Source organism: Zoogloea sp. GDB6 (assembly GCF_056724105.1).
On record NZ_CM161497.1, the window covers coordinates 3035498 to 3059300 of the forward strand.

A 23803-nucleotide genomic window follows, 5' to 3' on the forward strand; every position below is an offset into this window, starting at 1 on the left:
ATGGCGGCCACGAGAGACAGTCCGCCCTCACACAATAGCAAGGCATTCCGCGGACGTCGAATGTTTTTGTACTTAAAAGGCAAGGCGTATTACCGCATTCCTTCGGCATGACGCACGGCCATTGTGGAGCCCCTGACAATGGACCGCGGTGCTTGTAGGGTTCATCACAAGCCCACATCCACCACATTTCGCCACACTGCTGTAATTTCAATGCCTTAGCATCTTCCGCCAGATGGCACGGAGCTTGCGGATCGATACCCGAGACCAACCGGGAGATTCGCGGTGAAACCATCTGAAGTAGCAGTCCTTCTCGACGAACCCGCCTGCACCCACAACAAGAAGGCGAAATCCGGCTGCTCCAAGCCGACGCCGGGTGCCTCCGCCGGTGGTTGCGCCTTCGACGGCGCCCAGATCGCGCTGCTGCCGATCGCCGACGTAGCCCACATCGTCCACGGTCCGATCGCCTGCGCCGGCAGCTCCTGGGACAACCGGGGCACCCGCTCCACCGGTCCCACGCTGTACCGCATCGGCATGACCACCGACCTCACCGAGCAGGACGTGATCATGGGTCGCAGCGAAAAGCGGCTGTTCCACTCAATCAAGCAGGCCATCGAGACCCACAACCCGAAGGCCGTTTTCGTCTACAACACCTGTGTACCAGCCCTGGTCGGCGACGACATCGACGCCGTCTGCAAGGCCGCCACCGAACGCTGGGGCACGCCGGTGGTCCCGGTCGATTCCGCCGGTTTCTACGGCACCAAGAACCTCGGTAACCGGATTGCCGGCGAGGCGATGGTCAAGTACGTGGCCGGTACTGCCGAGCCCCTGCCGCCGCCAGCCGCAGCCATCGAATACGCGGAGAAGCGCGGCATCAAGATCCACAATGTGAACCTCATCGGCGAATACAACATCGCTGGCGAGTTCTGGTTCATCGCGCCGCTGCTCGACGAGCTGGGCATCCGCGTGATCTGCACCCTGTCCGGCGACGGCCGCTTCCACGAGGTGCAGTCCATGCACCGGGCCGAAGTGAACATGATGGTGTGCTCCAAGGCGATGCTCAACGTCGCCCGCAAGCTCGAAGACCGCTTCGGCACACCGTGGTTCGAGGGCAGCTTCTACGGCATCACCGACACCACCCAGGCCCTGCGCGACTTCGCCCGCCTGATCGGCGATCCGGACCTCACCGAGCGCACCGAAGCCCTCATCGCCCGCGAAGAAGCCAAGATCTTCGCCGCCCTCAAGCCCTGGCGCGCGCGCCTCGAAGGCAAGCGGGTGCTGCTCAACACCGGCGGCGTGAAGAGCTGGTCCATCGTCTCCGCGCTGCAGGATCTCGGCCTGGTGGTCGTCGCCACCGCCACCAAGAAATCCACCGAGGAAGACAAGGCGCGCATCCGCGAGCTCATGGGCCCGGAAGCCAAGATGGTCGAGGATGGCTCGCCGCGCGCGCTGCTCAACATGGTGAAGGAACTGCGCGCCGACATCCTCATCGCCGGCGGCCGCAACCTCTACACCGCCCTCAAGGCCCGCCTGCCCTTCCTCGACATCAACCAGGAACGGGAATTCGGCTACGCCGGCTACACCGGCATGCTCGAACTGGTCAAGCAACTCGCCCTGACCCTCGAATCCCCCGTGTGGACGCAGGCCCGCAGCGCCGCACCGTGGGCCGCGCTGCGCCCTGCCGCACCCGAACTGCCGCTGGATGCCGACGACCTGCCGATGCCTCTCGATGATGGCTTCGACATGGACGACGTGCACGACCACCACCACGCCGCCGCCTGAGGAGCCCAGCCATGAGCGAGATCATCAAGCGCAGCAAGGCCATGTCGGTGAGCCCCCTCAAGGCCAGCTCGCCGACCGGCGCCGCCCTGGCCTTTCTGGGCATCCACCACGCCATTCCGATGCTGCACGGCAGCCAGGGCTGCACGGCCTTCGCCAAGGTTTATTTCGTACGGCACTTCCGCGAGCCGATTCCGCTGCAGACCACCGCGATGGACCAGGCCAGCAGCGTGATGGGCGCCGACGACAACGTGATCCAGGGCCTCGCCACCATCTGCGCCAAGCAAAAGCCAGCGATGATCGGCCTGCCGACCACCGGCCTGTCGGAAACCCAGGGCACCGACATCGCCCGGCTGGTCAAGGACTTCTACCGCCAGCACCCGGAATACGCCCACGTGGCGGTGATCCCGGTCAATACGCCGGACTTCACCGGCTGCCTGGAAACCGGCTACGCGCTGGCCGTCAAAGGCATGTTCGAAGCGCTGGTGCCGGAAGATCGTACCCGCGTCGGCCTGCGCCCGCGCCAGATCAACGTGGTTCCCCACGCCTCCCTGACGCCCGGCGACACCGAGGCGCTGAAGGAACTCATCGAAGCCTTCGGCCTGCGCCCGGTGATGGTGCCCGACGTGGGCGACTCCCTCGACGGTCACCTGATGCCCGAGGACTACACGCCGCTGACCCTCGGCGGCACGCCGGTCAGCGAATTCGCCACCCTTGGCGAAGCCGCCGCGACGATCGTCATCGGCCGTTCGCTGGACGCCGCTGCCGACGTGCTGGCCGAGCGCACCGGCGTGCCCGACCATCGCTTCGACCACCTGATGGGCCTGGACGCCAACGACCGCCTGATCGGCGTGCTGGCAGAAGTGTCCGGCCATCCGGTGCCGGAGCGTATCGAACGCCAGCGCGCCCAGTACCAGGACGCTCTCGTCGATTGCCACTTCATGCTCGGCATGGCGCGCGTTGCAATTGCCGCGGACCCCGACCTACTGCTCGGCATGAGCCAGTTCCTCAAGTCCGTCGGCTCGGAAATCGTCGCCGCCATCGCACCGGTCCGCGCGCCGTCTCTCGACGACGTGCCCGCCGACAAGGTGCACATCGGCGACCTGGAAGACCTGGAGATCGCCGGGCGTGAGGGCCAGTGCCAGCTCGTCATCGGTAACTCCCACGCGGTTTCCAGCGCCGAGCGCCTCGGCGTGCCGATCCTGCGCATCGGTTTCCCCCAGTACGACCTCGTGGGTGGCTACACCCGCACCTGGATCGGCTACCGCGGTAGCCGGCAAGCCTTGTTCGACCTCGCCAACCTGCTGCTCGAACATCATGAAGAACACCACCTCATCGCCCCGTACCGGTCCATCTTCCGGCCCGCAGAAGCCTTCGCCGAGCTCGGCACGGCCGCCACGGCGCCTGCGGCTGGTGGTCTCCCACTCCACTGAGGAATCCGCCATGCAGCTACTCGTTGCCTTTGCCAGCAGTGACCGAGTGATCATCGATCAGCACTTCGGTGCCGCCAGCGCCTTCGCCATCCACGAGATCGGCCCCGAGAGCTCGCGCCTCATCGAGGTCGCCCAGTTCATCGAAACAGCGATGGACGGCCACGAGGGCAAGCTGGACGCCAAGATCGCCCTCCTCGACGGCTGCGCCGCGGTGTTCAGCGAAGCGGTCGGCGCCTCGGCGATCCAGCGCCTGCTCTCCAAGGGTGTGCAACCGGTCAAGGTGGAGAACGGCACCACCATCGACTCCGTCATCGCGATGCTGCAGGGCGAACTCAAGGAAGGCCCCACCGGCTGGTTGGCCAAGGCGGTCAACCGTGGCACGCCCAAGGCCGCTGAGCGTTTCGCGGACATGGAAGAGGAAGGGTGGAGCGAATGATGATCGAACAAGGCCGCGTCATCGCGGCAGACGCCGCATGGGCTGAAGTCGAAGCCGGCGGCAGCGGCTGCTCCAGCTGCGGCACTGCCAGCGCCTGCGGCGTGCCCAAGGAGGGCAAGGTCGGGCTGCACGGACGCATGGTGCTGCGCCTCGCCAACACGGTGGGCGCCAAGGCGGGCGACATCGTCGACCTCTCCGTCAGCTCCGAATCCATGACCACCGCAGTCGGCGTCGCCTACGGGCTGCCGACCGTCGGGCTGATCGCCGGCATGGCGCTGGCGCACGGCCTGTTCGGCAGCAGCGGCGAAGCCCTCGGCGCGCTGCTCGGCGCGCTGTCCGGCTTCGTCGGTGCCCGCCTCGCCGCCGCCCGCATCCCGAGCGGGGTGCGCATCCTCGCCATCGCAAATACCGCGCCGGCATCGGGCTCCGCCCTGCCGATCTATTTTCAAGCCGCTTTATCCAAGGAGTGACAACAATGACTACCGCCACCGCTGACGAAGGCCTGTGGAGTTCCGATTACGTCAAAGAGATGGTCAAGCAGATGCGCGCGCTTGACTCCTATGGCACCTACGACGGCTGGCCCAACGAACGGGTGCTGGCCCCCTTCATCGTCACCAAGGACCAGCGCCGCGAGATCCCGGTGATCGGCGATCCGGACGAAGTCATTCTGTCCCGCGTGAAGGCCTTCTACAACGGCCTGGCCGTGCTGATCGAAAAGGAAAGCGGCCTGATGGCCAGCTCGATCATCAACATCACCCACGAAGGCTTTGGCCGCGCGCTGATCTCGGTGGGCAAACTGATCGTCCTCGACCGCACCCTGCGCGACGTCCATCGCTTCGGCTTCGACAGCATCGGCAAGATGAAGGACGAGGCCGACAAGCTGCTGTCCGTCGCCCTGGCGATCGTCGGCAAGTACCCGGAAGTCGCCGGTCTGTAAGGTGAGCGCCATGACCGAAGAGGAAATCAAGGCCCTCGACAAGGAGGTGCGCAAGCTCAAGCGCATCGCCTCCGAATGGGCATCGCAGATGCACGACCTGGTGGAAGACCGCCTGCCGGCCGCCTACGAGGAGATTCCCGGCATCGCCAAATCCACCTACGAGGCCTGCCAGGCATGGGCCGAGGCCAACCGCAAGCTGGCCGCCGCCGGCGGTCAGTAAGCAGCACCACGCAATCAAGGCACGATCATGGAAACGATTACCGGCTTGACCCGGGGCGGCAAAGCCTACACCCCGACCTTCGTCACCGACCTCAACCAGGAAACCTGCATCGGCTGCGGCCGCTGCTACAAGGTTTGTCCGCGCAACGTCTTCGAACTCGTCGAACGCGAATTCGACGATGATGACGAAGGCGACGACGACAACACGATGGTGATGGCCATCGCCGACGCGATGGACTGCATCGGCTGCGGTTCCTGTGGCCGGGTCTGTCCGAAGGACTGTCACACCCACTCGCCGGCCTCGCTGTGAGCACCGGACAGGCCGTGAGCGGCAGCACGGACGAGCGGCTGGCGCAGGAGCGCCCGCTGCTCGAACGGATCTGCGCCCGTCTCGCCCAGGAGGTGGAGCGCCACGGCCTTCCCGCGCCGGACATCGATCCGGCGCGGGCCGCCTACAGCCTGCGCGACGACCCCTACACCGGGGAAGCCGCGCTGATCGCTACCTGGCCGGCCGACGAGGCCGGACGCAAGGGCAACCTGATCATCAACGCCGACGGCAGCTTCTTCGCCGAATACGATGTGCTGGTCAACAACCCGGCAGATGCCCGCCTGTTCATCGAAGCCACCACGGCCTGGGGACGCGGCGAACGCATCGGCGCCGAACTGCGCACGCTGATGTGGCCCGACGCCGCATAGCGGAAAGCCCCCCGCCGGGCCGGCGATCATCCCGGCGAAACCGATCCGTGCCGCCGCAGTCCACCTCCCGAAGGGCCCCGCCCTCTGGGAGCGACGTCATGGACACGGAACTCATCGCCTGGCTGCTGGCCTTCGCCTCATCTGTCAGCGGCCTGCCGGCCCAGGCACCGGAAGACCTGCCGCCGATCGTCCGGCTGACCCCGGCCGATCTGCGCCAGCAGGTCTGCCCCGAACGCCCGGCCGAATGCGTCGGCATCGCCGCCTACTTCGATATCCCCCACTACCGCATCCTGATCGACGCGCGCCTGGACCTGAGCCAGCCTGCCGACCATTCCTATCTGCTGCACGAATTCGTCCATGTCCTGCAATTCCGGCGCTACGGCCCTGGCCTGTTCGCCCGCTGCGAGGACACTCTGCGCCATGAGGCACTCGCCTACCGGGTCCAGAACGCCTACCTGCGCCGCCAGGGCGTGCTGCTACGGGTCGGAGCCGCACTGGCCGCCATCGCCCGCTGCAAGGCCGAAGACGACAGCGAGGACGGAGATCACGACCAGCTCACTGTTGAACCACAAGCCCCACGTAGATATGGGCTAAATTAGCCGCAGATCGCGACTCCCTGAATCCGTGCCGATGAACCGGGCTTCCTTTGTTGGTTTACTGCTGGTGGCTGCGCTCATACTCGGCCTTGCCGTCGCCGTGTGGCCCCGCACGGAACATCCGGACTCGCCCCTCGGGCTGCGCGAACCCGGCGTGATCCGCATCGGCTACGCCATCGAAGCCCCCTACGCCTATCTGCGGGCCAATGGCGACGTAACCGGCGAATCCCCCGAGGTCGCCCGCCGTATCGTCGCCCGGCTCGGCATTCCACATATCGAATGGCGCCTCGCCGAGTTCTCCGAACTGATCTCCGATCTCGAGGACGGCCGCATCGACGTGATCGCCGCGGGCATGTTCATCACGCCGGAACGCGCCCACCGCGTCGCCTTCTCGGAACCCACCTTCCACGTTCGTGAAGGGCTGCTGGTCAATCCCGGCAATCCCCATGCACTGCACTCGTATGCCGACGCCGTCCACAACAGGCTGGTGAAGATCGCCGTACTCTCCGGCTCCATCGAAGAGGCCCAGCTCGCCGCACTGGTCCGTGACCCGGCACAGCTCACACACGTACCGGATGCCCGCACCGGCCGGATCGCCGTCGAAACCGGCGCAGTCCAGGGGTTCGCCCTGTCCCTCCCCTCCCTGCGCTGGCTGGCCTTGCTGCACGAACTTGGCCACACTGAGATCGCCGCGCCGTTCACCCAGCCGGACATACCGCAAGGGCGGATTGGCTACGGGGCTTTCGCCTTCCGCAAGGACGACACCCACCTGCAAGCCGCCTGGAACGCCGCACAAGCTGGCTACGTCGGTAGCCTCGAACACCGGACGCTGGTCTCGGCCTTCGGTTTCGATGATGGGGAGCTGCCCGGCACCGTCCGGACCCGGGAGGTACTCGCCCGGTGAGTACCTTACGCACCCGCCTCACCCGCCGCCCCCACCTGCTGCTGGCCATCACCATGGCCCTGGCGGTACTGATCGCCACCGCCCTCGTCTGGCTGTACGCCGAGCAGCAACGGGATCTTACCGACGTGAACCGGCGCCTGGAAACCGTCCGGCTGGCCCGAACCGAGCTGGCCAAAGGTTTTCTCTACGCCAGCCTGGGCGACGCAGACGGCTCCCCTTTCCGCAGCGAACAGGGCCTCGCGTTGCTGCGTCAGGCCGCCGGCTCGCTGGCCGCAACGGTATCGGACCTGGAGACCCGGACACCGACGCCCGCCGATGAATTGCAGCGCAAGGTCCGGCATTTCGAGGCCCTGCTCGCCGACTGGCGCCATCGGGGCAGCCGCGAGCCCCAGCGCGAAGTCGGCCTGCTGATCGCCTACCACGATCTCGAACGCCAGGCCGCCCGCGCGGACGGCGTGATACGCGAGCGCGGACGCCTGCTCGCTGCACGCTTCGAGCGCAACTTCCAGCTGGCCAGTGCTGCCGCCCTGCTCTTCATCACCGGCATCATCAGCCTGGCCTATCTGTCGATGCGCGCCCGGCACCAGGCCGAACAACTGGAAGCAGCCGCCCGCGCCCGCTACGAGCGGGTGATCGAAGGCTCCGATCAAGGCTTCTGGGACTGGAACCTCCAGACACATGCGTTCGACGTCAGCGACCGGTTCGAGACCATGCTTGGCTACACGCCGGGCGAGCGCGATCTCAGCGAGAAGAACTGGCCCCGCTACGTCCACCCCGACGATCTGGCCGCCAATGCGCGCTCGATCGAAGCGCACCTGCAAGGGCTTCGCCCACTCCACGAGGCTGAGCTGCGCTGCCTCACAAAGAATGGCGAATGGCACTGGATACTGTCCCGCGGAAAAGTGGTCGAACGCGACCCGACAGGTCAGCCGCTGATCATGTCCGGCACCCACACTGACATCAACGAGCACAAACGCCTCGTCTCCGAACTGGACCGCCATCGCCATCATCTGCAGGAACTGGTAGAGGCACGGACCACCCAGATCGAGGAACTCAACCGCCAACTCGAACGCCGCAGCGCCCAGGCGGAGGCTACCAACCAGGCCAAGAGCACTTTCCTGGCGACGATGAGCCACGAGATCCGCACTCCGATGAACGCGATCGTCGGACTCACCCACATCCTCCGGAAGGAACCCGCCAGCCCGCGCCAGCACGAGTTGCTGGACCGCATCGGCCACGCTGCGGCCCACCTGCTGGAGATCATCAACGACATCCTCGACCTGTCGAAAGTCGAAGCCGGCAAGCTCGTCATCGAACAAGTGGGCTTCCGTCTGGCCGACCTCCTGGCCTCCGTATCCAGCCAGATTGGCGAGAAGGCGCGCACCAAGGGCCTCGACTACGGCGTCGATATCGACCCGCTGCCCGAAACCCTGCATGGGGACATGACGCGGCTCACCCAGATGCTGCTCAACTACCTCAGCAACGCCATCAAGTTCACCGAGCGCGGCCATGTGCGCCTCACCGTCCGGCGCGAGGAAGAGCGGGATGGCCAAGTGCTGCTCCGCTTCTCGGTCAGCGACACCGGCATCGGGCTGACGCCCGCACAGCAGACCCGCCTGTTCAACGCCTTCGAACAGGCTGACGGCTCGACGACGCGCAAGTACGGCGGCACCGGCCTCGGGCTCGCCATCAATCGCCACCTGGCCCGGCTGATGGGTGGCGAGACCGGCGTATCGAGCACCGCTGGCGCCGGCAGCACCTTCTGGTTCACCGTCCGCTTGGGAATCAGCGATGCCCCCCTTCGGACGGCAGACAAGGCCAACGATGTGGACGCCCTCGACGCCCTGCGCACCTGCCACGCCGGCGCAAGAATCCTCCTGGCGGAGGACGAACAGATCAATCAGCTCGTCGCCAGCGAGATGCTCACCGATGCCGGCCTGGCCGTGGACACCGCAAACAACGGCGCCGAGGCGCTGGCCTTCGCCAAGCAGACACCCTACGCACTGATCCTGCTCGACATGCAAATGCCGGTGATGGATGGGCTCGCCGCCTGCCATGAGATCCGCAAGCTGCCCGAATACAGCAACACGCCGATCGTCGCGCTCACCGCCAACGCCTTCCGTGAAGACCGGGAACGCTGCCTCGCAGCGGGCATGGACGACTTTCTCTCCAAACCGGTGGACCCGGCCCGGCTCCATGCCTGCCTGCTTCACTGGCTTGAACGCGGCAGGCATTGACTCAACCGGTCAGGACTGGCCGAACCCTGTCCCTGAAACCATCAGCCCCCGCGGGAGGCGCCGGCGATATTCAAAGCCTCTGATTTGTGCGCTGGTTCACACATACGGCAGACACACCGCACATAAACAATAAATTCAATAAAATTGATTTACAAGAGCAGGGTGTATTGATATTTTTGACAAAATTATCAATACATTGCAATGGACATCCCTGCCTCCCGGCTCTTGCTCTCTGCGCTGTTCGCACTGCAGCTGATGCTCCCTCTGTCCCTTGCTCATGCGGCCGGGAGCACCGTCGTTCAGCTCAAATGGCGGCACGGTTTCGAGTTCGCCGGATATTACGTCGCCAAGGAACGCGGTTACTACGAGGAGGCAGGGCTCGACGTACAAATCCGTGAAGCCGGGCCGGGAACAGATAGCGTAGAGGAAGTCGTATCCGGTCGTGCCACATTCGGCGTCGGCTCCAGCAGTCTGCTGCTGGCCCGCAAAGCCGGCAAGCCGGTAGTCGCCCTGGCCGTCATCCAGCAACATTCCCCCTATGTGCTTATCACAGGGACCTTCAGCGCCACCGACAGCATTCAGAACCTGCTCGGCAAACGGGTCATGCTGGACCCCATGGCGGACGAGCTACTGGTGTATCTCAAGCGAGAAGGCGTGCCCATCGACGCCATCCAGCGCCAACCTCAGAGCTTCGATATCACCGACCTGACCTCCGGCAAGACGGATGCAACAAGCGCGCATGTCACCGATCAGGCTTTCCGTCTCGACCAGATCCACTTCCCCCATCACATCTACACACCGCGGGCTGCAGGCATCGACTTCTATGGCGACAACCTGTTCACCTCCGAACAACAACTCCGGGCCAATCCGGGACAGGTCAAGGCATTCATCGAAGCCAGCCTGCGCGGATGGGAGCACGCACTCGCCCATCCGACAGAAACCATCGACCTGATCCTCGAAAAATACGCTCCGCAAGAATCCCGCGTGCAGATCCAGTACGAAGCGGAGCGCACCGAGGCTCTGATTCATGCCGACATGGTCACCATCGGCTACATGAACCCAGGACGCTGGCGACACATCGCCGACAGCTATGCAGAAATCGGCCTGCTCCCCGAGGACTACTCTCTGGACGGTTTTCTTTACGACCCCGAAAAGGGCAAGACCACCTACAACGAACTGCTCCGCTACCTCGTACTGGCCCTGGCCATTGCCGCCTGTGCCGGCTCGGTGACGGTGTACACCGTTCGGGTCAACCAACGCCTCCGGCGCAGCCAGGCTCAGTTGGCCGCGACCCTCGAAGCGGTTCCCGACCTGCTGTTCGAACTCGATGAAGAAGGCATCTACCTGGATGTCCGCGCCAGACGCGAGGCTCTACTCGCGGCTCCAAGGAATGAACTGCTCGGGCGCAGCGCCTTCGACATTCTCCCCGAAGGCGCCGCGGCAACGCTGCGCGATGCACTGCACGCGGCCTGCAAGCACGGCGCCGATTACGGCCGCGTCATTCTGCTCCAGCTCGCCGACGGCAATCGCTGGTTCGAACTCTCGGTCGCCCGTAAGCCGGCGCCGCCAAACCAGCCGTGCCGCTTCATCGTGATGTCCCGCGACATCACCGACCGCAAACAGGCCGAGCAAGACCTGCGCGACGAACGCCAGCGCCTCGTCAATGTACTCAACGGTACCGGGGCCGGAACCTGGGAATGGAACATCCAGAGCGGCGAAGTGCAATTCAACGAACGCTGGGCCGAGATGCTCGGCTATCGGCTCGACGAACTGCAGCCGCTCACCATTGACACCTGGACACAGCTCATCCATCCGGATGACCTCGCCCACTCCATAGACATCCTGCGTCAGCACTTCGCCGGCAAGATCGATCAATACGAGTACGAAACCCGCATCCGCACCAAGGAGGGCCGCTGGGCCTGGATGCTCAATCGCGGCCGAGTCATCAGCCGCTCGCCGGACGGACGTCCCCTCATGATGTACGGCACTCAAATGGACATTGCCGCGCGCAAGGAAGCGGAGGCCAAGCGCATCGAGAGCGAGCAGCTACTCCATTCGGCCATCGATACCATCGGCGAAGGTTTCGTGATTTACGACACCGACGACCGGCTGGCCTTTTTCAACGAGGAATACCGCCAGATCTACCGGGGCACCGTTCCCATCGAAGTGGGCCGCAGCTTCGAGGAGATCCTGCACGCCGGCCTGCAGCACGCCATTTATCCGGATGCGCTGGGACGCGAGGAGGCGTGGCTGGCCGAGCGCCTGGCCTGGCATCAAGACGGAAACTCCGAGGTCATACAGCGACTCGACGACGGCCGCTGGCTGAAGATCCGTGAGCGACGCACCGCCAATGGGTATACCGTCGGCTTCCGCGTGGACATCACCGAGCTGGTGCGGGCCAGACAGGCGGCGGAAACAGCCAGCCTCGCCAAGAGCCAGTTCCTGGCCACGATGAGCCACGAAATCCGGACACCGATGAACGGCATTCTCGGCATGGCCCAGATCCTCCTGTCCCCGGGCATTACCGACCCCCAGCGCCAGGAATACGCCCACATCATCATCAAGGCCGGCCAGACTCTGCTCACGCTGCTCAACGACATGCTGGACCTGTCCAAGATCGAAGCCGGCAAGCTCCTCATCGAGCCAGCCCCCGTCGATCCCGCCCAGTGCCTTCAAGAACTCAAGTCCTTGTTCGAAGAGAGCGCGTGGCGCAAGGGGCTCGTCATCGAAACACACTGGCATGGCAAGGCCGGGGCATGCTTCCGGATCGACGCCCACCGACTGCGCCAAATGCTGTCCAACCTGATCGGCAACGCCATCAAGTTCACATCACGCGGAGAAATCCACATCGATGCCCATGAGGTGGAGCGTGGCGGCAACCACTCCACCCTGGAGTTCTCCGTGTCGGACACCGGCATCGGCATTCACGCAGACAAGTTGCCCCGACTCTTCCAGCCCTTCAACCAAGCCGACAGCTCCACGACCCGCGAATACGGGGGCTCCGGGCTCGGTCTGTCCATCGTGCGCAGCCTAGCTGAATTGATGGACGGCACGGTCGGGGTCAGCAGCACTCCCGGACAAGGCTCCCACTTCTGGTTCCGGATCCGCGCGGAGCGCCTAGGAACCGAAAATGCCAAGGTCGCTGCCGACGGCGAGCCCGCGACCACCTGCGCCCTGAGCGGCAAGGTGCTGGTGGTGGACGACAACGGCACCGAACGCAAGGTCATCGCCGCCCTGCTCGGCAAGCTCGGCCTGAGCGCCACGCTCGCCTGCGACGGCCGCGAAGCGGTGGACGCCGTCACCCTCGGCACGCCACCGGATCTCGTGCTGATGGACTGCCAGATGCCGGACGTGGACGGCTACACCGCCACCGAGCGCATCCGCACGTGGGAGCGCCTCAACGCCCGACCGCCGCTGCCGATCATCGCCCTCACTGCCTCGGCTTTCGATGAAGACCTGCAGCGCAGCATCCGCGCCGGCATGAACGATTTCCTCTCCAAACCGGTGCCCATCGACACCCTGCGAACAGTTCTGGCCAAGTGGCTGCGAGGCGCCCCTGGCGCCGGCCCGACAGCACCACCGTTGGATAACGGGCTCCTGCTGGCCCTCGTCGGCGAACTGGAACCCTTGCTGGCAGGCCAGAAGTTCGACGCCCTGATCCGTTTCAAGGAACTTCAAGCCCTCGTCAGCGGCACCGATCTTGCCGCCGAAATCAGCGAGATCGGTACCTTGCTGGCCAGTTTCCGCTTCGGCCCGGCCCTGGAACGGCTACGAACCCTCGCGGCTTCAACAAGCGCACGACAAGCATCATGAACGGCAAACCCCGCATCCTGGCGATCGACGATACGCCCACCAATTTGTACACCCTGGGCATGGCCCTGGCCGGGGAATTCGACCTGCAGATCGCCAGTTCGGGGCCGGAAGGCCTGGTCATGGCCCGCGAGTCTCCGCCCGACTTGATCCTGCTCGACGTAATGATGCCGGGCATGGACGGCTTCGAGACCTGCCGTCGCTTCAAGGCCGAACCTGCGTTGGCAAAGACGCCCATCATCTTCGTGACCGCCCTCTCGGACCTGGAATCGGAACTCTCAGGGCTCAGCCTCGGTGTCGCCGACTACATCATCAAGCCATTCAAGGTGGAGCTGGTCAAGCTGCGCATCCGCAACATCCTGCGCATCAGCAGCCTGTCCCAGGAGCTGAAGGCCAGCGAGGAATGCCTGCGCTACGTGATGGAAGCCACCGGCGAAGGAGTATGGGACTGGCGCATGCCTGACGGCGTGGTCCATCACAACGCATCCTGGTGCCGGATCCTGGGCCTGGACATGTCCTTCCTGACCCACCCGGTGGATACCTTCATGAACCTCATCCATCCGGACGACCGCGCCGGGGTACAGCGCGTGCTCGGCGCCTGCCTGGCCGGCGACGGCGTCTACGCCAGCGAACACCGCCTGCGCCATACCTGCGGACACTACGTGTGGGTGGCCGACCGTGGCCGCATCGTCGAACGGGCCGCCTCCGGCGAGCCGACCCGAATGGTCGGCAGCATCGCCAATATCACCGAACGCAAGCGCCATGAGGCAGAGATCCATCATCTCGCCTACTTCGACGTGCTCACCGAACTCCCCAATCGACGCCTGCTGATCGAGCGCCTGCAGCAGGCAGTACTGCGCAACCAGCGCAACAAGCAGTTCGGCGCGCTGATGTTCCTCGACATGGACCGTTTCAAGCATCTCAACGACACCCACGGCCACGCCAAGGGCGACGAGTTGTTGATCGAGGTCGCCAGCCGCCTGCGCGGCTGCGTGCGGGAGCAGGACACTGTCGCGCGCCTCGGAGGCGACGAATTCGTGGTGATGCTGGAAAACTTGTCTGGTCCTTTCGACGAGGCCATCGTCAATGCCCGCGCCGTCGGCAACAAGATCCTTCAAGCGCTCAACGGCCCCTATCGACTGGGCGAGCTTTCCTACACCAGCACGCCCAGTATCGGCCTGACACTGTTCTCCGGCAAGGACGACGGCATCGACGGAATACTCAAACGCGCGGACGTCGCAATGTATGCAGCCAAGAGCGCGGGCCGTAATACGCTGCGGGAGGCGGAGCCCAGTTCCTGATCCATCTCACAGGGACATCGGCGGATCGCCAAGGGCCGCCTCGCAGACAGCAATGTTGTCCACGTGGGAGCGGCGCATCTCCTCCAGCATGCGCCGGGCATCGGGATCGTCGATGTCGGTCAGCACTTCATCGATCTTGCGCACCACCCAGGCCTGCCCCTTGTTCAGGAAGCGCAGGCGAGCGTCCAGCCCGTCGATGGCCAGGGTCTTGTGCACGAAGGCGCCGGTCTCGTGGGACGCCGCGCCGCCCAGGCGCTGGATGGTCTTGTACAGCACCACCGCGTTGCTGCCTTCGTCCTTCTGCAGGCGCTCCAGCAAGCCGCGCAAGGGCGCACGGGCATCCAGTTCATCGCGCAGGATGGCCAGCACCTTGGCGCCGGCGCGCTCGGCTTCCAGCAACGCATTGAGGCGCTCGATGCGCAGCGCCTCGGCGCTCGGCACCTCCTCGCCGAAATGGCCGGGGAAGTCGCCGGCGTAACAGGGCGGAGAGCTGTAGCTTCGCTCCGCGTCGCTAGGGGCAGCGGGTTGTCAACCTGACTTGCGGCTCATGACCATCTCCTGGATTCAATTGGCTTGGCGGACGACGAACACCGCGGGGTCGTCGCCATGGTCCAGCAACACCCGCCGGACGCGGTCCTGCCACAGCAGCCGGAACTCCTGCACTTCATCGTCGCTGGCCTGGCCGGCCAAGCTCAACTGCATCAAAGGGATCATGCGCGGATTGGCCGGCACCTCGCGCAGCGTGCTCATCGCGTCGACAGCCGCACCGGTATCCACGCGGCGGAAACGCAGATCGAGAGGCTGTTCGGCGTCGAAGGCAAGCAGGTCGCGGCGGTCGAAACGCCCCGCGAGTCCCTTGAAGCCGGTGTCCACCGTCACCCCGGTGAGCAGCGACACCACGTTGGCGATCACACCGGTCACGCCCGCCGTCCGGCTGTCGCGGAAGCTCACGTGCACACCGCCGCGCTCGGGTAATTCCGCGCCGTAGAGGGCCGCCAGCGCCAGGCAAGTCAGCCGGTAGGCGCTCGCCACCGTCGGGCAGGAGTGCCCGGCCAGCCGCACCGCGTCGAGATAGCGGTATTCGATCAGGCCGCCCTCGGCGGCGCCCAGGAATTCAGCCAGCGGGTCGCGCACCCGCAGCGGGGAAATTTCATCGAAAAAACTGGGGTAACTCATGACGACACCCGGTGTGACTCCGCTGAGATCAGATGTCCGCCACCCTAAGGCGCCGCCCGACAACAGGCCTTGATCTACGATATGCGCGTCAGTATTTGGCGCGCCCCGCCGCGGTGCTTCAATCCGGCCCGTCGGCAATGCTATCGTCGGCCCCTCGCGTGCCACGGCCTGCTCACGGCCTGGCCTTTTTGCCTGTATCCCCGCCTTTACCGGAGCTCCAAGCCCATGCTGCGTGCCGTCTTCGTCATCGCCCTGCTCCTCGCCGGCAGCAGCGCCAGCCTCGCCGATGGGATCCGCCACCAGGCGATCACGCCCGGCCGCTATGCCGACGCCCGCGAAGCACTGGTAGACGCCATCGAGGCCGAAGGCCTGGTGCCGGCACCGCCGAGCCGTTTCGGCGACATGCTGGCGCGCACCGGACCGGCGCTGGAGCAGACCACGCGGGTGTATCAAGACGCCGAAGTGCTGCATTTCTGCAGTGCCCGCATTGCCTGGACCTTCGCCCGCGAGAATCCGCTCAACGTCGCCCAGTGCCCGCTATCGATGGCCATCTACACGCTCCCTGCGGAAGCCGCCACCGTGCATCTGGCCTGGCGCGAAGCCCACGGCGACAGCCCGGCCAGCCGCGCCGCCAACGCGCTGCTCGAACGCATCGCCCAACAGACCGCCGACAACGCCGGGCGCAGCAGCCTCGGCCGCTGAACACCCCTTCCATGTCGCCTACGCCTCTCGCGGGGCGGCGGCCGGCGCGGTATAGTCCGCTCCGCTTCAAATCCATCCGTATTCCCCCCAGCATGTCGCAGAAAACCTACAACGCCGATTCCATCACCGTCCTCAAGGGCCTCGAACCCGTCAAGCAGCGGCCGGGCATGTACACCCGCACCGAAAACCCGCTGCACGTCATCCAGGAAGTCATCGACAACGCCGCCGACGAGGCGATGGCCGGCTTCTGCAAAAAGATCGGCGTGACCCTGCATGCAGACGGCTCGGTGAGCGTGTCCGACGACGGCCGCGGCATCCCGGTGGAAATCCACCCGGTCGAGGGCGTCTCGACGGTCGAAGTGGTGTTCACCCGCCTGCACGCTGGCGGCAAGTTCAACAAGACCGATGAGGAATCCGCCTACCGCTTCTCCGGCGGCCTACACGGCGTCGGCGTGTCCGTCACCAACGCCCTGTCCCACCGGCTGGAAGTGGAAGTCGTCCGCGACGGCGGCCGCCATCGCCTGGTGTTCGCCGCCGGCGATGTGATCGAGCCCCTCGCCCGCGTCGGCGACGCGCCCAAGAAGGCCAGCGGCACCACCGTGCGCGCCTGGCCGGACGCCAAGTATTTCGACGCCGCCGACCTGCCCCGCGCCGAGCTGGAACGCCTGCTGCGCTCCAAGGCGGTGCTGATGCCCGGCCTGGAAGTCAGCCTGAGCATCGAGGGCGGCGACACCCGCACGTGGCTATTCGAGCACGGCATGCGTGGCTACCTGTCCGAAGCCCTGCCCGACGAACCGCTGATTCCACTGTTCAGCGGCGAGAAGTACGCCGCCAAGGGCGACGACACCTTCGCCACCGGCGAAGGCGCGTCGTGGGCCGTGGCATGGACCGCCGAAGGCACGCCGGTGCGCGAGTCCTATGTCAACCTGATCCCCACCCCGGCCGGCGGCACCCATGAGGCCGGCCTGCGCGACGGCGTGTTCACCGCCGTCAAGAACTTCATCGACCACCACGCGCTGCTGCCCAAGGGCGTCAAGCTGACCGCCGACGACGCCTTCGGGCGCGCCTCCTTCGTGCTCTCGGCACGCGTCCTCGACCCCAGCTTCCAGGGCCAAACCAAGGAACGCCTCAACAGCCGCGACGCCGTACAACTCGTCTCGCGGATGGTCCGCGACCCCTTCGAGCTGTGGCTCAACGAGCACGTGGAATACGGCAAGAAGCTCGCCGAGCTGGCCATCAAGGCCGCCCAGGCCCGCGCCCGCGCCGCCCAGAAGGTCGAGAAACGCAAGTCCTCCGGCGTCGCCGTGCTGCCCGGCAAACTGTCCGACTGCGAATCCGAGGACATCGAACGCAACGAACTCTTCCTCGTCGAAGGCGACTCCGCCGGCGGCAGCGCCAAGATGGCCCGCGACAAGGACACCCAGGCCATCCTGCCGCTGCGCGGCAAGGTGCAGAACGCCTGGGAAGTGGACCGGGAGCGCCTGTTCGCCAACGCCGAAATCCATGACATCGCGGTAGCCCTCGGCGTGGACGCCCACACCCCGAAGGACGATCCGGATCTATCCGAACTGCGCTATGGCAAAGTCATCATCATGTCCGACGCGGACGTGGACGGCTCCCACATCCAGACTCTGTTGCTGACCCTGTTCTTCCGCCACTTCCCCAAGCTCATCGAGAACGGCCATATCTATGTCGCCCAACCGCCGCTGTACCGCCTCGACGTGCCCGCCCAGGGCAAGAAACGGCCGCCGCGCCGCCTGTATGCACTGGACGACCAGGAGCTCGCCTCCCTGCGCGACCGTCTGGCTCACGAAGGCGTCAAGGCCGAGCACATCGAAGTCGGCCGCTTCAAGGGCCTCGGCGAGATGAACCCCGACCAGCTGCGCGAAACCACCATGGACCCGGCCACCCGCCGCGTGCTGCCGGTGCACGTGCGCCCCGACGCCTTCGACGACACCCTGCGCATGTTCACGCTGCTGATGGGCAAGGGCGAAGCCTCCGGCCGACGGGCCTGGATGGAGGAAAAAGGCGACTCGGTGGAGGCCGACATCTGATCTGCGTCAAGGGGAGACGCAATGTGTGATAACCCTGATTGACCATACCGGGCCGCATGCAAAGAATGGGCAAGCGGCCCGAATTGCAACTAAAGTTATAAGACACACAATGGGCCGCTGGCGGGCTTTCTCCCGGCCCCACGGTCGATCCGGTGCTCACGCCCAACCGGGGACGGCACCATTTCCTCCTCACTGGTCGGGCGAAGGTTCGTGCGTCTCCACGAAACAGACAGTGAGGAAAACCATGTCATCCATACAGCGTCACCTCGGCTGGGGGGCCGTTGCCGTGCTCGGCGCAGCCGCGTTCGGCACCGTAGCCCTGCACCGCGGCGAGACCATCAACGCCCTGTGGTTGGTCATCGCCGCGGTGTGTACCTATCTCATCGCCTACCGCTACTACAGCCTGTTCATCGCCGAGAAGGTGATGGAGCTCGACCCCAACCGCATGACCCCGGCTGTCCGCCATAACGACGGCCTCGACTACGTTCCCACTGACAAGTACGTGCTGTTCGGCCACCACTTCGCCGCCATCGCCGGCGCCGGCCCACTGGTTGGCCCCGTTCTGGCCGCACAGATGGGCTACCTGCCGGGCATGCTGTGGATCCTCGCCGGCGTGGTCTTCGCCGGGGCTGTGCAGGATTTCATGGTGCTCTTCATCTCCACACGCCGCGATGGCCGCTCCCTCGGCGATCTGGTCAAGACCGAACTCGGCCCGGTGCCCGGCGTGATCGCGCTGTTCGGCACCTTCATGATCATGGTCATCATCCTCGCGGTGCTGGCGCTGATCGTCGTGAAGGCGCTGGCCGAATCCCCGTGGGGCATGTTCACCGTCGGCGCCACCATCCCCATCGCGCTGCTGATGGGCGTGTATACCCGCTTCATCCGCCCGGGCCGCATCGGTGAAATGTCCCTGATCGGCTTCGTGCTCCTGATGGCCGCGATCGTCTTCGGCGGTGACATCGCTGCCAGCCCAACGTGGGGCCCGCTGTTCACCTTCGACGGCAAGCAGCTCACCTGGCTGCTGGTCGGCTACGGCTTCATCGCTTCCGTGCTGCCCGTATGGCTGCTGCTGGCGCCGCGGGACTACCTGTCCACCTTCCTGAAGATCGGCACCATCGTCGGCCTGGCCATCGGCATCGCCATCGTCGCGCCGAACCTGCAGATGCCGGCCCTCACCAAGTTCATCGACGGCAGCGGCCCGGTGTGGTCCGGCAGCCTGTTCCCCTTCCTCTTCATCACCATCGCCTGCGGCGCCGTGTCCGGCTTCCACGCACTGATCTCGTCGGGCACCACCCCCAAACTGCTCGACAACGAGAAGAACGCCCGCTTCATCGGCTACGGCGGCATGTTGATGGAGTCCTTCGTCGCCATGATGGCGCTGGTCGCCGCCTCGGTCATCGAACCGGGCATCTACTTCGCGATGAACAGCCCGGCCGCGGTGATCGGCAAGACGGCCGAAAGCGCCGCCCAGGCGATCTCCCAATGGGGCTTCGTACTGACCCCCGACATGCTGCTGCAGACCGCCCAGGACGTCGGCGAAAAGACCATCATCTCCCGCGCCGGCGGCGCACCCACGCTGGCTGTCGGCATGGCCCACATCCTCTCCAATGCCCTCGGCGGCAAGGCGATGATGGCTTTCTGGTACCACTTCGCGATCCTCTTCGAGGCCCTGTTCATCCTCACCGCCGTCGATGCGGGCACCCGTGCGGGCCGCTTCATGCTGCAGGATCTGATGGGCACCTTCGTGCCGTCCATGCGCAAGATGGACTCCATCTTCGCCAGCCTCGTCGCCACCGCGCTATGCGTGGCGGCCTGGGGCTACTTCCTGTACCAAGGCGTGGTCAACCCGCTAGGTGGCATCAACACCCTGTGGCCGCTGTTCGGCATCGCCAACCAGATGCTGGCTGGCGTCGCGCTGACCCTCGCCACCGTAGTGCTGTTCAAGATGAAGCGCCAGCAGTTCGCGTGGGTGACGATCGTGCCCACAGCCTGGCTGCTGACCTGCACGCTGACCGCCGGCTGGCAGAAGATGTTCCACGAGAACCCGAAGATCGGCTTCCTCGCCAACGCCCACAAGTACCAGGCTGCGCTCGACAAGGGCGAGATCCTGGCGCCGGCAAAGAACATGGACCAGATGCACCAGATCATCACCAACAACTATGTGGATGCCACCATGTCCGGCCTCTTCATCCTGCTGGTGGTCGCGATCGTCGTCTATGCCATCCCGGCCTGCCTGCGCGCCCTCAACGCCAACAAGCCGACCACGCTCGAAACGCCTTTCGAGCCGCTTCCGGCCAAGTAAGGAGCACAGTGTGTTCTCTGACCTCGCCCGCGTAGGCAAGTACCTCGGTCAGGCCGCCCGCCTGATGGTGGGCATGCCCGACTACGATACCTACGTGCAGCACATGCGCCTCAACCACCCGGACAAGCCCATCATGAGCTATGAAGAGTTCTTCCGGGAACGCCAGGAAGCCCGCTACGGCGGCGCCGACGGACGCCCGGGGCGCTGCTGCTGAGCAAGGCACGCGTATTCTTCGGCCGGCAAGCCCGCTTCTGGCGGGTTTCCGGCCGATTTTTCATTGAATCCGGACCATGACCAATCCCCTCGCCATTCCCCGCCCGCCGATCCGCGCCACCATCCTCACCGGCTTCCTCGGCGCCGGCAAGACCACGCTGCTCAACCGCTACCTGAACACGGCCGGCCACAAGAAGATCGCCGTACTCGAAAACGAATTCGGCGCCGTCGGTATCGACGGTGGGCTGATCGCCGGTTCGCCGGCCGTCGAAGTCGTCGAGCTCGCCAATGGCTGCATCTGCTGCAGCGTGCGCGGCGAACTGAGCCTGTCCCTCGCCGCGCTGGCCGACCGCCGCGACCGCGGCGAGCTGGACTTCGAACATCTGGTCATCGAGACCACCGGCCTCGCCGACCCGGCGCCCGTCGCCCAGGCCTTCTTCGTCGATGAAGGCGTGCGCGACCGTTACGAGCTGGACGGCATCCTCGCCATCGTGGACGCCGTCCATGCCGGCAAGCAGCTCGACGAGAACCGCGTCGCCGCCGCGCAGATCGGCTTCGCCGACCGCATCCTGCTGAGCAAGACCGAACTCGTCGAACCCGCCGAGCTGGAAGCGCTGGAAGCCCGCCTGCGCCGCATCAACCTGCGCGTGCCGATCACCACCGTCCCCGCCGACGCGGATGCCGTCGCCGCGCTGTTCACCCTCGACGCCTTCGTGCTCACCGACGTGCTGGAGCACACCCCGGGTTTCCTATCCGACGCCGCCCCCAGCGGCCTGCGCCGCGGTGGTGCAGAGCGCCAGCCCTTCGTGCGCCACAACGACGATATCGCCTCGCTGGTGCTGCATCACGCCGGCGACGTGGATGTGGGCCTGATGGGTAATTTCGTCGAAGAGCTGCTGCTCAAGAGCGGCAACGACATGCTGCGCTACAAGGGCATCCTGGCCGTACGGGGCGAGGAGCGGCGCCTGGTCTTTCAGGGCGTCCACCGCATCACCGGCTTCGACTACGGCCGCCCGTGGCAGGCAGGCGAAGCCCGCGAGACCACCATCGTCATCATCGGCCGGCGCCTCGACGCCGCCGCCATCGAGGCCGGCTTCCGCCTCGCCTGTCGCTGACGGATGGGGCCCGCCGATGCTGGCCCCATAATTGCTAAACCTCTCCGACAACAACAGAAAACCCCGGAGAGTTCAATGAGCGTTACCGCCCTCAGCGAGGACACCGTCGATTTCGGCGACGTACCCGACAACATCAACGCCCTGCTGCAACAGGGCGTCGCCATCCATTCCAGCGACCCGGCCCGCGCCCGCGCCTTCTTCCGCACGGCCATCGAGGTGGCGCCGGACGTACTGCCGTCCTACCGTTGCCTGTTCAAGCTGCAGAACAAGCTGCGCGATTTCGACTCCGCCTTCGAGACCGCCGTCACGGCCCTCGCCCGGGCTGCCGACCAAGCCGCCCTGCCGCGCACCTGGACCGGCTGGAGCCTTGCCGACGTCTCCGCCGCCCCGGCCGCACCGCGCCGCTTCCTGCTGCAGTTCCTGAAGGCTGTCGCCTTCATCGAACTGCGCCGCGACAACCAGGACGCCTCGGCCAAGGCCCTCGCCAAACTGCAGGAACTCGACCCCGAAGACGGTGCCGGCGGCTCGGTGATCGCAGCCCTCCTCGCCCACGGGGACGGCGCATGAGCGACACGCATGGCAGTCGGGAAGCCGACAAACCCCCGTTCTCGGTCTCGGAAACGACACATCGTGCCCTTGGCCGCCTGCTCACCCTGAGGGTCGGTAGCACCCTCACGGTGCGCCTCACGCCCCACGAGGCCCACACCCTCGCCCTCGCGATGGTCGCAGTGCGGGACGGCAAGAGCGCCGAGACCGAACTCTTCATGTCCCCCATCGCCAGCGACGCGATCTTCGTCGCGCCGGTGGGCGCGGACGGCATTTCGGTAGAGACGCCGGGCGGGCCGCAAGCCCTCGACTGGAGTGCGGTCGGCCAACTCGCGACAGCACTGTCGCCGGCGGCCGTGGCAGGGTGAGCGCCTCCGCGCACGACGGCCCCATCGACGGATAACACACATCTTCACCCCGCCGGCAGCAACAAAACCCGCGAGCGCTCCCTCCTACACACGTCGTTGACGTCTGTTGCAAACCGGCGGATGAATCATCGGAAGCATGCGAAGCATGCGCAGATCATCAACTCAAAGGGGCCCGACGCCCGCAGATATTGGCGCCAAAGTTCGTCGACTTTTTTTACACAAACCGGCCTTTTTTTCCGACGCTCTTCGGCACCTCATAAAAATTCGTTTTGAATCAGCATCCTGTATGCTATAAAATTCGCGGAACAAAATTTGCTTAATCTATTTTGAACATAAGCGTGCAAATGTCACGCCCCTGTAAATCAGGTGTACTTATATTACGTTCAACCGCGCCGACATACGGTGCCAGAACGAAGAGGTTTAGGATGAAACTGGAGCACTCGGAAAAATCGGTCGCACAACAAGGCAGCAGCGCCGCAGCGCCCTTGTTGTCCCGCCGCAAGCTGATAAAAACCGGTCTGGCCGGCGCTCCTGTTCTGATGGCACTCAAGAGCGTTCCGGCGCTTGCCGCAGAATGCAAGCGGCCTTCGGGCTTCTCTGCTTCCGGCAATCTCAGCCGCAACGGCACCACGCCCTGCTCTACCAAAGTGAACGGCGTCAGCTTCTGGACCACCTACGCCACCCAGAATCCCACTGACACCACTCTCGACAAGCTGTTCAACGAAGTCTTCAGCTCCACAGTTACCAAATCATTCCGCGAGATTCTCTCCTCCGGCTCGTCGATTCAACGCAAGATCGTTGCCGCCTGGCTGAGCGCCAATGTCGGCAGCACCTCGCTCTTCAGCGCGGACGAAGTCAAGAAGATGTGGGACACCGGTGTTGTGGCCAATGCCTACCAGCCTACGCTGGGCGTCACGTGGAATGCAGCTCAGGTGGAAACCTACCTCGACTACGTGCTGCTCCCCTGATAGCGACGCTGACT

General features: G+C 65.1%; 23 protein-coding genes. 21 read left to right on the forward strand and 2 right to left on the reverse strand.

Annotated features, from left to right (window positions below):
* Positions 1–282 precede the first annotated feature (282 nt).
* From nifE to AC1PQG_RS13785, 13 genes are all read left to right on the forward strand, one after another.
* Positions 283–1779, forward strand: a complete 1497-nt coding sequence (gene nifE / locus AC1PQG_RS13725; RefSeq protein ID WP_481118407.1) for a nitrogenase iron-molybdenum cofactor biosynthesis protein NifE — start codon at positions 283–285, stop codon at positions 1777–1779.
* Positions 1780–1790: 11 nt separating this feature from the next.
* The gene (gene nifN, locus AC1PQG_RS13730; RefSeq protein ID WP_481118408.1) at positions 1791–3209 is read left to right on the forward strand and encodes a nitrogenase iron-molybdenum cofactor biosynthesis protein NifN; all 1419 of its coding nucleotides are present in this window, start codon (positions 1791–1793) and stop codon (positions 3207–3209) included.
* Positions 3210–3219: 10 nt separating this feature from the next.
* Complete coding sequence (locus AC1PQG_RS13735; RefSeq protein ID WP_481118409.1) at positions 3220–3645, forward strand: NifB/NifX family molybdenum-iron cluster-binding protein; 426 nt, start codon at positions 3220–3222, stop codon at positions 3643–3645.
* The gene (locus AC1PQG_RS13740; protein WP_481118410.1) at positions 3642–4115 is read left to right on the forward strand and encodes a SoxR reducing system RseC family protein; all 474 of its coding nucleotides are present in this window, start codon (positions 3642–3644) and stop codon (positions 4113–4115) included. The genes AC1PQG_RS13735 and AC1PQG_RS13740 overlap by 4 nt, the downstream gene beginning before the upstream one ends.
* Positions 4116–4120: 5 nt before the next feature.
* Positions 4121–4582, forward strand: a complete 462-nt coding sequence (locus tag AC1PQG_RS13745; protein WP_079436707.1) for a NifX-associated nitrogen fixation protein — start codon at positions 4121–4123, stop codon at positions 4580–4582.
* A gap of 10 nt (positions 4583–4592) precedes the next feature.
* Entirely contained in the window at positions 4593–4802 is a 210-nt protein-coding gene (locus AC1PQG_RS13750; protein WP_374486379.1) for a CCE_0567 family metalloprotein, read from the forward strand.
* A gap of 27 nt (positions 4803–4829) precedes the next feature.
* Positions 4830–5111, forward strand: a complete 282-nt coding sequence (gene fdxB / locus AC1PQG_RS13755; protein WP_481113822.1) for a ferredoxin III, nif-specific — start codon at positions 4830–4832, stop codon at positions 5109–5111.
* A 14-nt stretch (positions 5112–5125) separates the two neighbouring features.
* Positions 5126–5497, forward strand: coding sequence for a hypothetical protein (locus AC1PQG_RS13760; protein WP_481118411.1), 372 nt, complete (start codon positions 5126–5128; stop codon positions 5495–5497).
* 98 nt (positions 5498–5595) lie between these two features.
* Positions 5596–6096: a hypothetical protein gene (locus AC1PQG_RS13765; protein WP_481118412.1), complete on the forward strand. Its 501-nt coding sequence runs from the start codon at positions 5596–5598 to the stop codon at positions 6094–6096.
* Positions 6097–6160: 64 nt separating this feature from the next.
* Positions 6161–6997, forward strand: coding sequence for a transporter substrate-binding domain-containing protein (locus AC1PQG_RS13770; RefSeq protein WP_481118413.1), 837 nt, complete (start codon positions 6161–6163; stop codon positions 6995–6997).
* On the forward strand, positions 6994–9234 hold the full coding sequence (locus tag AC1PQG_RS13775) for a hybrid sensor histidine kinase/response regulator (RefSeq protein WP_481118414.1): 2241 nt from the start codon (positions 6994–6996) through the stop codon (positions 9232–9234). Before AC1PQG_RS13770 ends, AC1PQG_RS13775 begins: the two co-directional genes overlap by 4 nt.
* A 201-nt stretch (positions 9235–9435) precedes the next feature.
* Positions 9436–13047 (forward strand): ABC transporter substrate-binding protein, encoded by a 3612-nt coding sequence (locus AC1PQG_RS13780; protein ID WP_481118415.1) that lies wholly within the window; start codon positions 9436–9438, stop codon positions 13045–13047.
* On the forward strand, positions 13044–14345 hold the full coding sequence (locus AC1PQG_RS13785) for a diguanylate cyclase domain-containing protein (RefSeq protein WP_481118416.1): 1302 nt from the start codon (positions 13044–13046) through the stop codon (positions 14343–14345). The genes AC1PQG_RS13780 and AC1PQG_RS13785 overlap by 4 nt, the downstream gene beginning before the upstream one ends.
* A gap of 6 nt (positions 14346–14351) precedes the next feature.
* Here AC1PQG_RS13785 and AC1PQG_RS13790 read toward each other — a convergent pair whose 3' ends face one another.
* Together AC1PQG_RS13790 and AC1PQG_RS13795 are read right to left on the reverse strand one after the other, a co-directional pair.
* A complete protein-coding gene (locus AC1PQG_RS13790) occupies positions 14352–14786 on the reverse strand; it encodes a DUF6306 domain-containing protein (RefSeq protein WP_481118417.1) in 435 nt (144 codons plus the stop codon).
* 123 nt (positions 14787–14909) lie between these two features.
* A complete protein-coding gene (locus AC1PQG_RS13795) occupies positions 14910–15521 on the reverse strand; it encodes a hypothetical protein (RefSeq protein WP_481118418.1) in 612 nt (203 codons plus the stop codon).
* A 225-nt stretch (positions 15522–15746) separates the two neighbouring features.
* Between AC1PQG_RS13795 and AC1PQG_RS13800 the strand changes: the two genes are divergently transcribed.
* From AC1PQG_RS13800 to AC1PQG_RS13835, 8 genes are all read left to right on the forward strand, one after another.
* Positions 15747–16223 carry a DUF302 domain-containing protein gene (locus AC1PQG_RS13800; protein ID WP_481118419.1) on the forward strand — a complete coding sequence of 159 codons (477 nt, stop codon included), beginning with the start codon at positions 15747–15749 and terminating at the stop codon, positions 16221–16223.
* 92 nt (positions 16224–16315) lie between these two features.
* Positions 16316–18277, forward strand: a complete 1962-nt coding sequence (gene parE / locus AC1PQG_RS13805; RefSeq protein ID WP_481118420.1) for a DNA topoisomerase IV subunit B — start codon at positions 16316–16318, stop codon at positions 18275–18277.
* Positions 18278–18521: 244 nt separating this feature from the next.
* Positions 18522–20579, forward strand: coding sequence for a carbon starvation CstA family protein (locus AC1PQG_RS13810; RefSeq protein WP_481118421.1), 2058 nt, complete (start codon positions 18522–18524; stop codon positions 20577–20579).
* A 10-nt stretch (positions 20580–20589) separates the two neighbouring features.
* The gene (locus AC1PQG_RS13815) at positions 20590–20793 is read left to right on the forward strand and encodes a YbdD/YjiX family protein (protein WP_481118422.1); all 204 of its coding nucleotides are present in this window, start codon (positions 20590–20592) and stop codon (positions 20791–20793) included.
* A 76-nt stretch (positions 20794–20869) separates the two neighbouring features.
* Positions 20870–21907 (forward strand): CobW family GTP-binding protein, encoded by a 1038-nt coding sequence (locus tag AC1PQG_RS13820; protein ID WP_481118423.1) that lies wholly within the window; start codon positions 20870–20872, stop codon positions 21905–21907.
* Between the two features lie 75 nt (positions 21908–21982).
* Complete coding sequence (locus AC1PQG_RS13825) at positions 21983–22474, forward strand: hypothetical protein (RefSeq protein WP_481118424.1); 492 nt, start codon at positions 21983–21985, stop codon at positions 22472–22474.
* Positions 22471–22821 carry a hypothetical protein gene (locus AC1PQG_RS13830; protein ID WP_481118425.1) on the forward strand — a complete coding sequence of 117 codons (351 nt, stop codon included), beginning with the start codon at positions 22471–22473 and terminating at the stop codon, positions 22819–22821. Before AC1PQG_RS13825 ends, AC1PQG_RS13830 begins: the two co-directional genes overlap by 4 nt.
* A 425-nt stretch (positions 22822–23246) precedes the next feature.
* A complete protein-coding gene (locus tag AC1PQG_RS13835) occupies positions 23247–23789 on the forward strand; it encodes a hypothetical protein (RefSeq protein WP_481118426.1) in 543 nt (180 codons plus the stop codon).
* Positions 23790–23803 lie beyond the last annotated feature (14 nt).

Bases quoted from the DNA above. Each gene is read 5' to 3' on its own strand.
- AC1PQG_RS13830 (WP_481118425.1), top strand. From the start codon at position 22,471: ATGAGCGACACGCATGGCAGTCGGGAAGCCGACAAACCCCCGTTCTCG.
- AC1PQG_RS13735 (WP_481118409.1), top strand. From the start codon at position 3,220: ATGCAGCTACTCGTTGCCTTTGCCAGCAGTGACCGAGTGATCATCGAT.
- AC1PQG_RS13785 (WP_481118416.1), top strand. From the start codon at position 13,044: ATGAACGGCAAACCCCGCATCCTGGCGATCGACGATACGCCCACCAAT.
- fdxB (WP_481113822.1), top strand. From the start codon at position 4,830: ATGGAAACGATTACCGGCTTGACCCGGGGCGGCAAAGCCTACACCCCG.
- AC1PQG_RS13780 (WP_481118415.1), top strand. From the start codon at position 9,436: ATGGACATCCCTGCCTCCCGGCTCTTGCTCTCTGCGCTGTTCGCACTG.
- AC1PQG_RS13750 (WP_374486379.1), top strand. From the start codon at position 4,593: ATGACCGAAGAGGAAATCAAGGCCCTCGACAAGGAGGTGCGCAAGCTC.
- AC1PQG_RS13810 (WP_481118421.1), top strand. From the start codon at position 18,522: ATGTCATCCATACAGCGTCACCTCGGCTGGGGGGCCGTTGCCGTGCTC.
- AC1PQG_RS13820 (WP_481118423.1), top strand. From the start codon at position 20,870: ATGACCAATCCCCTCGCCATTCCCCGCCCGCCGATCCGCGCCACCATC.
- nifN (WP_481118408.1), top strand. From the start codon at position 1,791: ATGAGCGAGATCATCAAGCGCAGCAAGGCCATGTCGGTGAGCCCCCTC.
- AC1PQG_RS13740 (WP_481118410.1), top strand. From the start codon at position 3,642: ATGATGATCGAACAAGGCCGCGTCATCGCGGCAGACGCCGCATGGGCT.
- AC1PQG_RS13800 (WP_481118419.1), top strand. From the start codon at position 15,747: ATGCTGCGTGCCGTCTTCGTCATCGCCCTGCTCCTCGCCGGCAGCAGC.
- AC1PQG_RS13795 (WP_481118418.1), bottom strand. From the start codon at position 15,521: ATGAGTTACCCCAGTTTTTTCGATGAAATTTCCCCGCTGCGGGTGCGC.
- AC1PQG_RS13765 (WP_481118412.1), top strand. From the start codon at position 5,596: ATGGACACGGAACTCATCGCCTGGCTGCTGGCCTTCGCCTCATCTGTC.
- AC1PQG_RS13825 (WP_481118424.1), top strand. From the start codon at position 21,983: ATGAGCGTTACCGCCCTCAGCGAGGACACCGTCGATTTCGGCGACGTA.
- AC1PQG_RS13835 (WP_481118426.1), top strand. From the start codon at position 23,247: ATGAAACTGGAGCACTCGGAAAAATCGGTCGCACAACAAGGCAGCAGC.
- AC1PQG_RS13745 (WP_079436707.1), top strand. From the start codon at position 4,121: ATGACTACCGCCACCGCTGACGAAGGCCTGTGGAGTTCCGATTACGTC.
- parE (WP_481118420.1), top strand. From the start codon at position 16,316: ATGTCGCAGAAAACCTACAACGCCGATTCCATCACCGTCCTCAAGGGC.